This window comes from Hoeflea sp. (genome assembly GCF_984452065.1).
The window spans coordinates 1-14,351 of record NZ_CFHWAF010000039.1; the positions used below are offsets into that span (position 1 = coordinate 1).

The following is a 14,351-nucleotide window of genomic DNA, read 5'->3' on the forward strand; positions in this document are numbered from 1 at the left end:
GTTCCGCACTTCACGGTGCAGTTTGTGGGATCGCTTGCCTTGCTCGCCGCGTTGTCCTGGCCTCTCGCCCTTCCGGTCTTTGTCTGGATCGTCACCAACCTGGTGATCGCGGTTCTGGCCGTGCCGCTGTTTTCCATGCGCTCGCGCCGCACCGCCCGGGCGCGCAGCCTCGTTGCAGGCGCCATGACGGACCTCTACAGCAACATCCAGATGGTCAAGCTGTTCGCCGCCGAAGACAGTGAGGCCGGGGCGTTGCGCACCATTATCAGAAAAGCCGTCAAGACCGAGCAGCATGAGCGGCGTATCTATCTGACGACCGACAGTCTCGTCATTCTTCTCAACGTCCTGCTGACACTCGGCAACGTCGCCATCGGTCTTTGGGGCCTCGTCAGCGGGTTTGTTTCGATTGGCGAATTCGTTGCCTCGATCGCCATCGTCCAGCGCCTGTCGGCCAACGCGCGCGCCTTCGTTCAGATGGGACAGCAGATCTTCCAGGCGGTGGGCACGATCCGCGACGCGATGCCGGTCGTCACTTCATCCGCCAAGATAACCGACGCGCCGGATGCCGCGCCGCTGGCGATCGGCTCCGGCGAGGTCGCGTTCAGGGATATCCGCTTCCAGTACCAGCCGGGGCAGCCGGTGATCGGCGATCTGTCGCTCACCGTGCGCGCCGGAGAGAAGGTCGGGCTCGTCGGCGTGTCGGGCGCGGGCAAATCCACCCTGGTGAGCCTGCTCTTGCGGTTCTTCGATCCGGAGGAGGGGAAGGTCCTCATCGACGGGCAGGATATCCGCCGCGTCACCCAGGAAAGCCTGCGCGAGAGCATCGGCGTCGTCACCCAGGATGTCTCCCTGCTGCACCGCTCCGTCGGCGACAATATCCGCTACGGGCGCCCCGGTGCGTCCGACGAAGAGCTGCGGCACGCCGCCGTGCTGGCCGAGGCCGACGGCTTCATCGCCGGCCTGAGGGACAGCGAGGACCGCACGGGCTATGAGGCCTTCGTCGGCGACCGCGGCGTGAAGCTCTCCGGCGGGCAGCGCCAGCGCGTCGCGATCGCGAGGGTGCTCCTGAAAGACGCGCCGATCCTGGTGCTGGACGAGGCGACATCCGCGCTCGACAGCGAGGCCGAGGCGGCGGTGCAGGACAAGCTCGCCATCCTCATGGAGGGCAAGACCGTGATCGCCATCGCGCACCGGCTGTCGACCATCGCCAGCATGGACAGGATCGTCGTGCTCGACGAAGGCCGTATCGCCGAAGAGGGATCGCCCGCCGACCTGCTTCAGCGGGACGGCCTTTATGCGCGGCTGTGGAAGCGGCAGACCGGCGGATATATCGCCGACTCCATCGAAGAGGCCTGAGCCGGACCGGTTCAGGACGTTTCCGTCAGCACGGCATCGAAATGTGCGGTTTCGCCGATCACGCCGAGCGCCGTGCGGCCGATCTTGCTGGCGGTCGCCAGCAGCAGGGCGCTGTCGGCCGCCGCGATGGCGGCCTTCTTGACCGCGATCTTGGAGAGATCGAAATCCATCACCCGCCCGTCCCCGTCAATTGCGGAACAGGCGATCAGGGCGAAGTCGAGCTGGACATCGCGCAGGAAGCGGGTCACCTCGTCGCCGATCAGCGAGCCGTCCTTGCCGGCCATGCGGCCGCCCAGCACATAGACCTGATGCTCCGTCGGATCGAAGGCCATGGCCGCGCGCATGGAGTTGGTGAACACGCGAAAGCCCGGCCGGCGCGCCAGCTCCCTCGCACAGGCTTCAATCGTCGTCCCGACATCGAGATATAAGGACGCACCGTCGGGAATGCGCTCCGCCGCCTTGCGGCCGACAGCGGCCTTCTCCGACTGAGCCAGCTGCCGCTTGGCGCCGTAATCGAGACGGGCCGATTCAACCGCCCCGACAGGCCCCGCGCCGCCATGGAAGCGCTGCAGCCGCCCGTCATTGGACAGCGCGATAATATCCCGGCGCACCGTCTGGGCCGAGACACCGAACTGGACCGCCAATGCCTCGATCGTGACAAAACCGGTCTCCTGAGCCTGCTTCAGGATCACGGTCTGCCGGCGGGTGAGCGCAGCATCTTTCTGATGGACTGTCATAAATCTGCATAACTCCGCTGCCAATTTGTAAGATAATTTACATATCGTGCGGGTTGTGACAATGGGGCAAGCCTATTTTCTACTGGATGACGGCACGGTCCGCATCGACGATACGGTTCTGCATCCCCACACCTGGGTGCGCGCGCCTCTCGAGACCGCGCAAACCGGCCGGACGCTGGATGTCCGCGAAGTTTTCACCGTCCTCGGCCAGGCCGCCCCGCTGCGGCATCTGGTGGTCGGCGTCATCGGACCGCGCGACGCAACCGCGCAACAGGAAAAGACCGCGGAAGCCGTCGGTCGCGTCCTCGGCGAACGGGGCCTGACCGTTATCTGCGGCGGCAAATCAGGCGTTATGGAAGCCGTCTGCAGGGGTTGCAGCGCCGTCGGCGGCCTTGCGGTCGGCATCCTGCCGGGCAGTACGCCGGATGACGCCAACCCTTTTGTGGGCATCCCGCTTCCCACCGGGCTGAGCGAGGGACGCAACATGATCATCGCCAAGGCGGCCCGGGTGCTCGTCGCGGTCGGCGGGTCCTACGGGACGCTCAGCGAAGTGGCCTACGGCCTTCACTTTTCAAAGCGCGTCATCGGGCTTGAAGGCGCCCCGCAGGTCGACGGGGTCACCCATGCGCAAAACGTCGATGCCGCGCTGGATCTGACCCTCGAGGCGCTGATCGCCTCGGCACAGACTGTGGATCGTGTCGCAGATGTGTAATAATTCCTACATCACTTCACCATGACGGATGCGCTTACCCTTGACGGCGTGAGCAAGCGCTTCGGCGACACGGTCGCGGTCGACAATGTCTCCCTGTCGCTTCACCGCGAGGAGTTCGTCGCATTGCTGGGCGCGTCCGGATGCGGCAAGTCGACGACACTGCGGCTCCTCGCCGGTCTCGAAGCGCCCGATGCCGGCCGCGTCCTGCTGCGCGACCGGGATGCCACGGCCGATACCGCCGCGGCACGCAACATCGCCCTGATGTTCCAGTCCTATGCGCTCTATCCGCATCTTTCGGTCTACCAGAACATCGCCATGCCGCTGCGCCTGCGGGGGCTCTCGGTGATCGGCAGGCTGCCGGGCGCAGGGCTCTTCAGCAGCACGGTCAGGCGCGTTTCCTGCGATATCAGGCAGAAGGTCCTGCAGGTGGCCGAGGTGCTGCGCCTTGGCGACCTTCTGGCGCGCAAACCCGGTCAGCTCTCCGGCGGGCAGCAGCAGCGGGTCGCGCTGGCGCGGGCGCTCGTGCGCGAGCCCTGCGCCTTTCTCCTGGACGAGCCGCTCTCCAATCTCGACACCCAGCTGCGCGCCGACACGCGCGACGAGATCCGGGCGCTGCACCGGCGCACCGGCTATCCGTTCCTGCTGGTCACGCACGACCAGTCGGATGCGCTGTCCATGGCCGACCGGGTGGCGGTGATGATCGACGGGCGGATCGCCCAGACCGGTTCGCCGCGGGAGATATTCGGCGCGCCGGCGAGCATCGACGTGGCGCGGTTCATCGGACATCACCGCATGAACATCCTGCCGCCGGGATCGGGCACGACGCTGCATGCGGCGGGCGCCGGCCTGCATATCGGCGTGCGGCCCGAGGATCTGACGCTTGATCCCGCCGGACAGCTGGTCGCCGTGGTTGAAAGCGTCGCCTTTCACGGCGAAGAGACCATCGTGCAGCTTCGCGGCCCGTCTTCGGCACATCTTCGCCTTGTTCTGCGTGGCGGTCAGGCCTGCCCGCAGCAGGGCGGGACAGTCCGTTTGGCGGCGGCGGCTGATGCCCTGCACGGTTTCGACAGGGACGGCAGGCGCGTGGAGATCGGCCGATGAGACGCGGCGCTCTGACCGATCTGCTGCTCGTCGGGCCGGCGGCGCTGGCGGTGGTGCTGTTTATCTTCCTGCCCGTCGGCGTCGTGTTCGTGCTCGCCTTTACCGATTATCAGGTCGGGGCGCAGAACGCCGAATGGGTCGGCATCGGCAACTTCGCCACCCTGTTCGGTTCGCGGCTCGGCCGCAACGCGCTGATCAACACGCTGCTCTACTCGGCCATCGTGATCCCGGCTTCGGTGGGCCTCGGGCTTCTCGTCGCCCTCGGCCTGCACGGCCTCAGCCAATCGCTTCCACGGGTTTCCGCCGTGCTGCGGACGGTCTATTTCCTTCCCGTGGCCGCGACACTCGTTGCCATGGCCGTCGCATGGCAGATGCTGCTGCACCCCTCGCTCGGCCTGATGAACCAGTGGCTCGCCGCGCTCGGCCTGTCCACGCAGCAATGGCTGACGGACCGCAATCTCGTTCTCTACACGCTTGCGGCCATCGGCATCTGGCAAAGCATCGGCTACAACATGGTCCTGTTCCTGGCCGGGCTCGCCGCCATTCCCACCGCCCTTTACGACGCCGCGGAGGTCGACGGCGCGGAAGACGGCTGGACGCGTTTCTGGACCGTTACATGGCCGATGCTCGGCCCGACGACGCTGTTCGTCCTGATCGTCACGGCGGCCAATGCGTTCAGGGTGTTCGAGACCGTCGCGACCATGACACAGGGAGGTCCGGCCTTTGCCTCCGACACGATCGTCTACGCCCTCTACCGGGAAGGTTTCGTCTATTTCAAGGCCGGTTATGCCAGCGCCATCACCGTGGTCTTCTTTGCAGCGCTCCTGCTTCTGACCGCGTTTCAGATCCTCCTCATAGAACGCCGGGTGCATTACCGATGAGACCGGCGGCGCTCCTTTCCCTCGGCCTGATCTCGCTCGGCGCGGCGATGGTTCTGCTGCCGTTCGTCTGGATGATCTCGGTGGCCCTCAAACCGCATGCGGAGATCTTCACCACGAACGTGTCGCTGCTGCCGGCACGGCCGACGCTTCAGAACTTCTGGAAGGCGCTCGCCGAGACCGATATTCCGCTTTACCTCCTCAACGGCGTGATCGTGACGGGCGGCATCCTGGTGCTGCAACTGGCGATCACCGTGCCGTGCGCCTATGCCCTCGCCCATCGCCGCTTCGCCGGACGAACGCTGCTTTTCGGCGCGGTCGTGGCGGCGCTGCTGGTGCCGTTCCATGTCACCGCCATACCGATCTTCCTGGGATTTGCCTGGGCGAAGCTCCTGAACAGCTATACCGCGCTGATCCTGCCGTTCATAGCATCGGCGTTCGGGCTTTTCCTCCTGCGTCAGGCCTTCGCGCAAATTCCGGCAGAGCTGATCGACGCCGCCCGCGTCGACGGGATGAGCGAGATGGGCATTGCCTGGCGCGTCGCCTTTCCCCTTGGCCTGCCGACGGTGATGGCATTTTCGATCTTCTCCGTGACCGCCCACTGGAACGACCTCTTCTGGCCGCTGATCGCAACCACCGATCCGCATCTCGCCACGCCGCCCCGGGGCATCCTTTTCTTCCGTGACGAGGAAAGCGGCGACGATGTCGGCCCGCTGATGGCCGGCGCCACGCTGATCACCCTGCCGCTGATCCTGGGCTTTCTCCTGGCGCAGAAGCGTTTCACCCAGGGGCTCGCCAACACGGGACTGAAGAAATAAGTACCCGCGTAGCAACCGGGGCCGCCCGCCCCTCCATTCCATGACACTGAAGAGGAACATCATGAAGCATCTCCTTCTATCCGCCGGTATCGTCCTCGCCGCAAGTTCGGCAATGGCCGAGACCGAAATCCGGGTCCATTACGCCATCCCCACCATCTGGGCCGAAACCCAGGACGCGCTCGCCACCGCGTTCATGCAGGCCAATCCGGACATCAAGATCACCATTGACGGTCCGGCCGAAGGCTACGCAGACGGCGTGCAGAGGCTGCTGCGCGAGGCGGTCGCCGGAACCGCGCCGGATGTCGCCTATGTCGGCCTCAACCGCTGGCGTATCCTCGAAGACCGCGGCCTCACTCAACCGCTCGACGGTTTTCTGCCCGGGGATCCGATGGCCGCCGGATATACGCCGGCGTTACTCTCCCTTGGCCAGTTCGAAGGCATCCAGCATGCGCTCGGCACGTCGGCCTCGACCATGGTCATGTATGTCAATCCGGATCTCGTCGAACAGGCCGGCGGCTCGATGGACGATTTCCCGGAAACCTTCGACGGGATCATCGAACTTGCTGCCAGGATCGATGCGCTTGGCGACACCATCGAGGGCGTGTGGATCCATCGCCACGACTGGCGCTTCCAGTCGCTCCTGGGCTCGCATGGCGGACGTCCGATGACCGAGGACGAAAGCGACATTACGTTCGACGCCGAGGCCGGCAAGACCGCGGCGGGCCTTTACCAGCGCTTCGCCAAGGAAGCCGGCATGTCATCCATGTCGCAGAACGATGCACGCCAGGCGTTTCCCGCCGGAACGCTCGGCATCTTCTTTGAAAGCTCTTCGCTGCTGACCCGCTTCGAAGAGGGCGCGGACGGAAAGTTCGACGTCACCGTGCTCGGCACGCCGGTCGTTGCCGAGGACAATGTCTATTTCCCGACCGGCGGCTCGGCCATCGTCATGTTGACCCCGGACGTCGAGAAGCAGAAGGCGGCATGGGAATACATCTCCTTCGTCACGGGCCCGGAAGGCCAGAAGATCATCGTCGAGAACACCGGCTATGCGCCGGCAAACAAGATCGTGCTCGATGACGAGGCGTATCTCGGCGCCTATTACGCGGCGAACACCAACGCCAGGACCGCGCATGCCCAGGTCGCCGCCCATGCCGGCCCCTGGTATGCCTATCCCGGTGCGGAAGGTGTGGCCGTGACCGACCTGATCGCCGCCGCGCTGGTCGAGGTCACGGAAGGCGCAGAGGTGGATGCGACGATCTCGGAACTCGCCGACACGCTTCGCATGCAGCTTCAGATGAAGTGATTGCAGACCGGATTCCGGCCGCATCCGGCTTGGCGGGTGCGGCCGCTGCAGCCCCAGCATTTTCCCCATCCAGTCCTTTTCAATATGAGGCTTACAAAATCCGCAATATGCCGTTCTGAAAAGACCGCGATCGGGCGCGCATCTCGGAAGCCGTAGCGATCAGAGCATGCCGCCGACGACGTTGCTTATGCGGAACCCCTCATTGGCCGCCTGGTAGATCGGCCGCGGCGGGTGTGAGGTGATGTCGATCTCGCGGCTCAGCCATTGCCACGCCTCCAGCCTTTGCAGCGACTGGGAGAGTGCGCGATCGGTTATGGGCGACAGGGCGCTCTTGATATCGACAAAACGGCTGGGCCGGCGGCTGACGGCAAGGACAGGAATGGTCCAGGCGCGGCGAAGCAGGGGCTGCCCGGATTTATCCGGCAGAGCGTCGGCAATCGCGGCGGCCATTTTTGCGAACCTTATTCCCTCCCCGGTCAAGCGGTATTCGGGCCTTAAGGGGTGACCATGTCCGGCGTTGCGCTCCAGCAGCCCGAGTTCGACAAGATGCGCCAGGCTCTTGGCGAATGCCGTCCGGCTCGCGCCGGAGGCGACGAGGAGCGGCGCCTGCCGGCCCGGAACACCGTTATGCATCGCCTTCAGGATGGCCATGGACCATGAACGGGACGTAATGTTGACAAGTTTGTCTATGTCCATAAAGTATAGTATATATAAATTTAGTCCAAAGGGAAATCGCGATGGCTGTTGTTACACTGAACGATAGGATCACCTTTGCGCTGTCGGTCAGCGACCGGCACGCAAGCGCGAAATGGTATGGCGACATGCTCGGCTTCGAGCTCCTGCATCACATCGACGAGGCCGGATGGAGCGAGGTCAAGACCATGACCGAGGGCGTGACGCTGGGAATGGGCGAGCAGACGGAGCCGGCCCCCGGCAATGCCGTTCCGGTTTTCGGCGTCGCCGACATCGTTGCCGCGCGGAGCGCGCTGGAGGCCGAGGGGGTCAAGTTTGACGGCCCGACGGATACGATTGAAGGCATGGTCAGCACCGCGACCTTCTACGACCCGGACGGCAATGCACTCATGATCGCACAGGATTTGACGCAATAGAGCGAGATGAGGTTAGAGCAAGTCCGCTCACGTCTCCAGCGAATAGCCGGCACCCCTCACCGTGCGGATCACGTCGCGCATGTTGGAGAGGTTGAGGGCCTTGCGCAGGCGGCCGACATGGACGTCGACGGTGCGTTCGTCCACATAGATATCGTGACCCCAGACGCCGTCGAGAAGCTGGGAGCGGGAAAAGACCCGTGTCGGCGAGGTCATGAAGAATTCCAGCAGCCGGAATTCCGTCGGGCCGAGCTTGATCTCGCGGCCGCGGCGGTAGACGCGATGGGTCTCGCGGTCGAGCTCGATATCGCCGGCCTTGAGCACGGTCGAAATCGTCTCCGGCTTGACCCGGCGCAGGAGCGCGCGTACGCGGGCCATGAGTTCCGGTGTCGAGAACGGCTTGACGACATAGTCGTCGGCGCCGGTGGAAAGGCCCCTCACCCGTTCGCTTTCCTCGCCGCGCGCGGTCAGAAGAATGATCGGCAGGCGCTCGGTCTCGGGGCGGATGCGCAGCCGGCGGCACAGTTCTATGCCCGAGAGCCCCGGCAACATCCAGTCGAGGATCAACAGATCGGGAACGCGTTCCTGCAGCTTGATCTCGGCCTCGTCGCCGCGCAGAACGGTATCGACCTCGTAACCCTCGGCCTCGAGATTGTAACGCAGGAGAACGCTCAGCGCCTCCTCGTCTTCAACAACAGTGATTTGCGGTGCTATACCCATGTTCATTCTCCGGCGGCGCGCCGATCGCGGCCCGCCCGCCCGTCACTCGTCGGCGCCCACGCTCGCCGTTTCGTCGTCTTTCGGCCTGTCGGGCGAAAGCTGGGAGCCGGTGCTGATATAGTATACGGTCTCGGCGATGTTGGTGGCATGATCGCCGATACGCTCGATGTTCTTGGCGCAGAACAGCAGATGGGTACACGCGGTGATGTTGCGCGGGTCTTCCATCATATAGGTGAGCAGTTCGCGGAACAGGGAGGTGTAGATCGCGTCGATTTCCTCGTCGCGTTCGCGGATGGAATTGGCAAGCTCCGGAGAGCGGGACGAATAGGCGTCCAGCACTTCCTTGAGCTGCGTCAGCGCCAGCTCGGCCAGGTGATCGAGACCGCGCACCAGCTTCTTGGGCTGCGCCATGCCGTGGACGGCAAGCACCCGCTTGGCAATGTTCTTGGCCATGTCTCCGACGCGCTCGAGATCGGCGGCGATGCGGATCGAGCCGATAATATCGCGCAGATCGGCGGCCATGGGCTGGCGCTTGGCGATGACCAGCACGGCCTTCTCGCCGATCTGACGCTCGGCGTCGTCGAGGAGCAGATCGTCGGAGATCACCTTCTGGGACAGCCCCGCGTCGCCATTGACCAGCGCGGCGACGGATTCTTCGAGCATGCGCTCGGCAATCCCGCCCATTTCGGCAATGCGCCGCGCCAGGAACTGCAGATCCTCGTCGTAGGACGTAACCGTATGCGCGGCAAGCTGGCTGTTGGAGTTCTGTTCGCTCATGATCTTTCCTGTCCGCGCAAGATCAGCCGAAGCGGCCGGTGATGTAGTCCTGGGTGCGCTGATCGTCCGGGTTGGTGAACATCTTGTCCGTATCGCCTTCCTCGACCAGACTGCCGAGATGGAACATGGCGGTGCGCTGCGAGACCCGCGCGGCCTGCTGCATGGAGTGGGTCACGATGACGATCGTGAAGTTCTGGCGCAGTTCATCGATCAGTTCCTCGACCTTGGCGGTGGCGATCGGATCGAGCGCCGAACAGGGCTCGTCCATCAGGATCACCTCAGGGCTGACGGCGATGGCGCGGGCGATGCACAGGCGCTGCTGCTGACCGCCCGAAAGGCCGGTGCCGGGCTCATGGAGCCGGTCCTTGACTTCATCGAACAGGCCTGCCCTGCGCAGGCTGGTCTCGACAATTTCATCAAATTCCGTCTTGCTTCTGGCCAGACCATGGATGCGCGGGCCGTAGGCGATGTTCTCGTAGATCGACTTCGGAAAGGGGTTGGGCTTCTGGAACACCATTCCGACACTCGCCCGCAATTCGACAACGTCGACGGATGCATCGTAGATGTCGGCGCCGTCGAGCGTGATGCTTCCTTTCACGTCGCACCCGTCGATCGTGTCGTTCATGCGGTTGAGGCAGCGCAGGAAAGTGGACTTGCCGCAACCGGACGGACCGATGAGCGCCGTCACCTGATATTGCCGGATATCGAGGTCGACGTCGTAGAGCGCCTGCGAGCCGCTGTAAAAGACGCTCACCATGCGGCCCTGCATCTTTATCGGCGGTTGCGTTTCGGTTTTTGCGCCGACCGCCTCTTCAACTGCTGCTTCCGACATCATATTCATCCTTCAATACCCCATACCTTTGACTTCATGCACCGCCGGACGTCCCCTTGCAACCTGCAAACCGGACGACCGTCCCGGTCGGCGACGTCACCAGCGGCGCTCGAACCGGTTTCTCAGGAATACCGCCAGCCCGTTCATCAGGATCAGGAAGCCGAGCAGCACCAGAATGGCCGCGGACGTCCGCGACACGAACCCGCGTTCCGGGCTGTCCGCCCAGATGTAAATCTGTGTCGGAAGCGCGGTCGACGCGGAAAACACACCTTCCGGATGACTGGTGATAAAGGCGTTCATGCCGATAAGCAGCAGCGGCGCGGTCTCGCCCAGCGCCTGCGCCAGCCCGATAATCGTGCCGGTGAGAATGGTCGGCATCGACAGCGGCAGCATGTGATGAAAGACCGCCTCGTGCCGCGACGCTCCGACACCGAGCGCTGCTTCCCTTATCGATGAGGGAACCGAGCGCAATGCGGCCCGCGTGACGATGATCATGGTCGGCAATGTCATGAGCGACAGGACCATGCCACCGACCAGCGGCGCCGAGCGCGGCAGGCCGAACCAGCCGAGGAAAACGGCAAGGCCGAGCAGACCGAAGACGACCGAAGGCACCGCGGCCAGATTGTTGATGTTGATCTCGATGAGATCGGTCAGTCTGTTCTTGGGCGCAAATTCCTCAAGATAGACGGCCGCCGCGATGCCGATCGGGAAACTGATCAGGAAACACACCAGCAGGGCCCAGAACGAGCCGGAAATCGCGCCGGCGAGACCGGCAAGCTCCGGAAAGCGGGAATCGGCATTGAGGATCAGGGCGACGTTGAACGGTTTGGAGACGACACCCTTTGCCTTGAGCTGGTCGAACCACTCGATCTGCTGATCGCTGACACGTCTGCGATCCTCGAGGACATCGCGGGAAATCTGGCCCTTGGCAAACTGATCCAGCGGATCGGCAAACGGCACATTGAACGTGAAGGTCTTGCCGATCAGATCGGGATTGTCGATCACATGGTTGCGGACCAGGAACGGCGCCGAGGAGGTGAACATGCCGAAATAGGCACGCCGCTGCGCGCGCGGAATCTCAGTGGGATCGAGCGCAAGCAGGGATGAGCGGACGATGTTGCGCCAGGGCCCATTCATCAGGTCGTCCGGATCAAGCTCGGCATTCGTGAGGTCGACCGTGATCTCAGCCTTGGTCTGCACGAAGGCCGACGCGCCCGTGTAAAGAAGCGTGGAAATCAGAAGGGCCAGAAAGCCGATGGCGAATGAAATCGCGGCGATACCATAGCGCTGCAGCCTGCGGTCGGCGGCATAACGCTTGCGGCGGCGCGCCGCCATTTCCGGCGACTTCCAGGCGGGGCGGGCGAGCGGTGTTTCCGCGACATCAGACATCAGTACTTCTCCCGGTACTTACGCACGATGCGCAGCGCAATCAGGTTGAGGAACAGGGTTATGATAAAGAGCATCAGACCGAGCGCGAAGGCGGCAAGCGTTTTCGGATTGTCGAACTCGGAATCGCCGATCAGAAGCGTGACGATCTGAACCGTGACGGTCGTCACCGAGTCGAGCGGGTTGAGCGTCATCTTTGCAATCAGTCCGGCGGCCATGACGACGATCATCGTCTCGCCGATGGCGCGGCTGAGCGCGAGAAGCACGCCGCCGACGATCCCCGGCAGGGCCGCCGGAAGCAACACCTTGCTGACGGTTTCACCAGTGGTCGCTCCGATCGCCAGCGAACCGTCACGAATCGACTGCGGAACCGCGGCGAACGCATCGTCCGACAGAGACGATATGAACGGGATGAGCATGATGCCCATGACGCCGCCGGCCGCGATCGCGCTGTTGGGCGCGACATCGAGACCGATGCTGAGGCCGAACTGCCTGAGCGCCGGAGCGACGGTCAGCACCGCGAAGAACCCGTAGACGACGGTGGGGATGCCGGCGAGCACTTCCAGCATCGGCTTGACGAATGCACGGAACCGCGGCGAGGCATATTCGGTCAGATAGATGGCCGAGAGGATGCCCACCGGTACCGCAACAAGCATCGCCAGCGCCGCAACCAGGATGGTGCCGAGGAAGACGGGGATCGCGCCGAACGCGCCCTGTCCGGCGACCTGGTCCTCGCGCAGCGGTATCTGCGGCTCCCACCGCAGGCCGAACAGAAATTCGGTGACCGGCACGCGATTGAAAAACTGCATTGCCTCATAGACGAGCGAGGCGACGATCCCGACCGTCGTCAGAATCGCCACGGTCGAGGCGAAAACCATGAAGACGGTGACCGAACGCTCGAAACTGTGACGTGCGAGGAAGCGCTTGGACACGGACATGATGGCGAAACCGGCGCCGGCCAGCGCGATAATCACAACGGCCGCCGCCAGCAGCAGATTGGCGGTCGAATTGAGGGATTTGAGGTTCTCAACCGCCGCAGTGATCTGAGGCGTCGGCTCGCGGAAGATGTTTCCGGCGGCAACCTGCCTGATTTCGCTGATGAGCAGGTCGCGTTCGGCGCCTGTCATGGCGTCGGCGCCCGGATAGGCACTCATCAAAAGGCCGTCGACGACCGAACCTTCAAGAAGAAGCCACAGAAGCACAAAGATGAAGGCCGGAATGGCGGTATAAACGAGGGCGTTCAATCCATGATAGATCGGCCTTGAATGCAGACCGCGCACATCGCTGCCGGCGACGGTCACGGCCCGCCTTGACGCTATATAATAGGCGATTACCGCCGCGACGAGCAGAAACAGAAACAGATATCCGACCATCACATCCCCCGAAAAACCGCCCCGGCGAAATGCCGGGGCAGGTTCAAGTCTATTTACATTGCAAGCTTCGAGGCGTTCAGGACATTGTCCTGCATCTTCGCCCGGGCTGCGTCGTCAAGCGGCGTCAGGCCGCGCTCGGCCAGATATCCGTCCGGACCGAGAGCCTCTTCCGACATGTACTCGACGATGAAGTCCTTCATGCCGGGGATCACTTCGCGGTGCGCGTTCTTGACGTAGAAGTACAGCGGCCGCGAAACCGGATAGGAACCGTCGGCGATGGTCGCGAAGTCCGGTGCGACACCGTTGATCTTCACACCCTTCAGCTTGTCGGCATTTTCGTACAGGAACGAGTAACCGAAGATGCCGATGGCGTTCGGGTCGGCCTCGAGGCGCTGAACGATCAGGTTGTCGTTTTCACCGGCTTCGATGAACGGGCCGTCCTGGCGCATGCGCGAGCACTTTTCTTCCCAAGTGTCTTCGTCCGCATCTTCCAGTTCCTTCATGCCCGGAAGCGCGTTGCAACCGTCATGCATGGCCAGTTCGACGAAGGCGTCGCGCGTGCCGGAGGTCGGGGGAGGACCGAAGGCGACGATCGGTGCATCGGGAAGCGAGGCGTCGATATCCGACCATTTCTGGTTCGGGTTGGCGATGAAGCCGCCATTGCCGTCCGGAAGTTCGGCGGCAAGCGCCCTGAAGATCTGCTCTTCGGACAGGTCCCAGTCGGCTTCGTTGCCGCGCGATACGGCGATCGACAGACCGTCATAACCGATCAGTGCTTCGGTGATGTCGGTCACGCCTGCATCGGCGCAAAGCTTCTTCTCGGAGTCCTTGATAGCGCGCGAAGCACCCGTGACATCGGGATGGTCCGGGCCGATGCCGCCGCAGAACACCTTGAAGCCACCACCGGTACCGGTCGACTCCACAACGGGAGCCGAATTACCGGTCTTGTTGGAATATTCCTCAGACACGGCCTGCGTGTACGGGAAGACCGTCGACGATCCGACGATCTTGATCTGGTCGCGTGCCACGGCGGTGCCGGCGAATGCTGCCGAAGCCACCAGTGCGGCAGCGGTCAGTTTAAGCGTTTTCATAGGATTTTCCCCAATCGAGAGGCCTGCTTGAAGCTCCTTGCGGTAAAGCAGCCCATAATTTCTACTAACAGGTGACTCTTACCAACCTGTCCAACGCGGTTTTATGACAAGAGCGTTACAAGTTTATGACGATTTAAGTATTTGATTTTCAATTTATTTTT

At 63.2% G+C, this 14,351-nt stretch carries 15 protein-coding genes; 7 read left to right on the top strand and 8 right to left on the bottom strand.

Annotated features, from left to right (window positions below; all coding sequences use genetic code 11):
* Positions 1-1,356 (top strand): ABC transporter ATP-binding protein (locus AC5E6N_RS09670; protein ID WP_491747626.1); only part of this gene is annotated, 1,356 nt, incomplete at its 5' end.
* 11 nt (positions 1,357-1,367) lie between these two features.
* On the opposite strand, the gene AC5E6N_RS09675 is transcribed toward AC5E6N_RS09670, so the two are convergent.
* Positions 1,368-2,093: a DeoR/GlpR family DNA-binding transcription regulator gene (locus AC5E6N_RS09675; protein WP_491747627.1), complete on the bottom strand. Its 726-nt coding sequence runs from the start codon at positions 2,091-2,093 to the stop codon at positions 1,368-1,370.
* A 61-nt stretch (positions 2,094-2,154) separates the two neighbouring features.
* Between AC5E6N_RS09675 and AC5E6N_RS09680 the strand changes: the two genes are divergently transcribed.
* The 5 genes from AC5E6N_RS09680 to AC5E6N_RS09700 all read left to right on the top strand — a co-directional run bounded on the left by AC5E6N_RS09680 (position 2,155) and on the right by AC5E6N_RS09700 (position 6,905).
* The gene (locus AC5E6N_RS09680) at positions 2,155-2,805 is read left to right on the top strand and encodes a TIGR00725 family protein (protein ID WP_491747628.1); all 651 of its coding nucleotides are present in this window, start codon (positions 2,155-2,157) and stop codon (positions 2,803-2,805) included.
* A gap of 21 nt (positions 2,806-2,826) precedes the next feature.
* A complete protein-coding gene (locus AC5E6N_RS09685; RefSeq protein ID WP_491747629.1) occupies positions 2,827-3,906 on the top strand; it encodes an ABC transporter ATP-binding protein in 1,080 nt (359 codons plus the stop codon).
* Positions 3,903-4,787, top strand: a complete 885-nt coding sequence (locus tag AC5E6N_RS09690) for a carbohydrate ABC transporter permease (RefSeq protein WP_491747630.1) — start codon at positions 3,903-3,905, stop codon at positions 4,785-4,787. Before AC5E6N_RS09685 ends, AC5E6N_RS09690 begins: the two co-directional genes overlap by 4 nt.
* Entirely contained in the window at positions 4,784-5,602 is an 819-nt protein-coding gene (locus AC5E6N_RS09695) for a carbohydrate ABC transporter permease (protein WP_491747631.1), read from the top strand. The genes AC5E6N_RS09690 and AC5E6N_RS09695 overlap by 4 nt, the downstream gene beginning before the upstream one ends.
* Before the next feature lie 61 nt (positions 5,603-5,663).
* Positions 5,664-6,905 (top strand): extracellular solute-binding protein, encoded by a 1,242-nt coding sequence (locus AC5E6N_RS09700; RefSeq protein WP_491747632.1) that lies wholly within the window; start codon positions 5,664-5,666, stop codon positions 6,903-6,905.
* A 159-nt stretch (positions 6,906-7,064) separates the two neighbouring features.
* On the opposite strand, the gene AC5E6N_RS09705 is transcribed toward AC5E6N_RS09700, so the two are convergent.
* Complete coding sequence (locus AC5E6N_RS09705; RefSeq protein WP_491747633.1) at positions 7,065-7,601, bottom strand: winged helix-turn-helix transcriptional regulator; 537 nt, start codon at positions 7,599-7,601, stop codon at positions 7,065-7,067.
* A 41-nt stretch (positions 7,602-7,642) separates the two neighbouring features.
* On the opposite strand from AC5E6N_RS09705, the gene AC5E6N_RS09710 reads away from it, so the two are divergent.
* Positions 7,643-8,014: a VOC family protein gene (locus tag AC5E6N_RS09710; protein WP_491747634.1), complete on the top strand. Its 372-nt coding sequence runs from the start codon at positions 7,643-7,645 to the stop codon at positions 8,012-8,014.
* A 27-nt stretch (positions 8,015-8,041) separates the two neighbouring features.
* On the opposite strand, the gene phoB is transcribed toward AC5E6N_RS09710, so the two are convergent.
* From phoB to AC5E6N_RS09740, 6 genes are all read right to left on the bottom strand, one after another.
* Positions 8,042-8,725 (bottom strand): phosphate regulon transcriptional regulator PhoB, encoded by a 684-nt coding sequence (gene phoB / locus AC5E6N_RS09715; protein WP_491747671.1) that lies wholly within the window; start codon positions 8,723-8,725, stop codon positions 8,042-8,044.
* A 48-nt stretch (positions 8,726-8,773) separates the two neighbouring features.
* Positions 8,774-9,508: a phosphate signaling complex protein PhoU gene (phoU, locus tag AC5E6N_RS09720; protein ID WP_491691929.1), complete on the bottom strand. Its 735-nt coding sequence runs from the start codon at positions 9,506-9,508 to the stop codon at positions 8,774-8,776.
* A gap of 22 nt (positions 9,509-9,530) precedes the next feature.
* Positions 9,531-10,349 (bottom strand): phosphate ABC transporter ATP-binding protein PstB, encoded by an 819-nt coding sequence (gene pstB / locus AC5E6N_RS09725; protein ID WP_491747635.1) that lies wholly within the window; start codon positions 10,347-10,349, stop codon positions 9,531-9,533.
* Between the two features lie 87 nt (positions 10,350-10,436).
* Positions 10,437-11,729, bottom strand: a complete 1,293-nt coding sequence (gene pstA, locus AC5E6N_RS09730) for a phosphate ABC transporter permease PstA (RefSeq protein ID WP_491747636.1) — start codon at positions 11,727-11,729, stop codon at positions 10,437-10,439.
* Positions 11,729-13,099 carry a phosphate ABC transporter permease subunit PstC gene (gene pstC, locus AC5E6N_RS09735; RefSeq protein ID WP_491747637.1) on the bottom strand — a complete coding sequence of 457 codons (1,371 nt, stop codon included), beginning with the start codon at positions 13,097-13,099 and terminating at the stop codon, positions 11,729-11,731. The genes pstA and pstC overlap by 1 nt, the downstream gene beginning before the upstream one ends.
* A gap of 53 nt (positions 13,100-13,152) precedes the next feature.
* Complete coding sequence (locus AC5E6N_RS09740) at positions 13,153-14,190, bottom strand: PstS family phosphate ABC transporter substrate-binding protein (protein WP_491691933.1); 1,038 nt, start codon at positions 14,188-14,190, stop codon at positions 13,153-13,155.
* Between the last annotated feature and the right edge of the window lie 161 nt (positions 14,191-14,351).

Bases quoted from the DNA above. Each gene is read 5' to 3' on its own strand.
- pstC (WP_491747637.1), bottom strand. From the start codon at position 13,099: ATGGTCGGATATCTGTTTCTGTTTCTGCTCGTCGCGGCGGTAATCGCC.
- AC5E6N_RS09675 (WP_491747627.1), bottom strand. From the start codon at position 2,093: ATGACAGTCCATCAGAAAGATGCTGCGCTCACCCGCCGGCAGACCGTG.
- AC5E6N_RS09705 (WP_491747633.1), bottom strand. From the start codon at position 7,601: ATGGACATAGACAAACTTGTCAACATTACGTCCCGTTCATGGTCCATG.
- AC5E6N_RS09740 (WP_491691933.1), bottom strand. From the start codon at position 14,190: ATGAAAACGCTTAAACTGACCGCTGCCGCACTGGTGGCTTCGGCAGCA.
- AC5E6N_RS09680 (WP_491747628.1), top strand. From the start codon at position 2,155: ATGGGGCAAGCCTATTTTCTACTGGATGACGGCACGGTCCGCATCGAC.
- AC5E6N_RS09700 (WP_491747632.1), top strand. From the start codon at position 5,664: ATGAAGCATCTCCTTCTATCCGCCGGTATCGTCCTCGCCGCAAGTTCG.
- pstA (WP_491747636.1), bottom strand. From the start codon at position 11,729: ATGTCTGATGTCGCGGAAACACCGCTCGCCCGCCCCGCCTGGAAGTCG.
- AC5E6N_RS09710 (WP_491747634.1), top strand. From the start codon at position 7,643: ATGGCTGTTGTTACACTGAACGATAGGATCACCTTTGCGCTGTCGGTC.
- AC5E6N_RS09685 (WP_491747629.1), top strand. From the start codon at position 2,827: ATGACGGATGCGCTTACCCTTGACGGCGTGAGCAAGCGCTTCGGCGAC.
- AC5E6N_RS09690 (WP_491747630.1), top strand. From the start codon at position 3,903: ATGAGACGCGGCGCTCTGACCGATCTGCTGCTCGTCGGGCCGGCGGCG.
- phoU (WP_491691929.1), bottom strand. From the start codon at position 9,508: ATGAGCGAACAGAACTCCAACAGCCAGCTTGCCGCGCATACGGTTACG.
- AC5E6N_RS09695 (WP_491747631.1), top strand. From the start codon at position 4,784: ATGAGACCGGCGGCGCTCCTTTCCCTCGGCCTGATCTCGCTCGGCGCG.
- pstB (WP_491747635.1), bottom strand. From the start codon at position 10,349: ATGAATATGATGTCGGAAGCAGCAGTTGAAGAGGCGGTCGGCGCAAAA.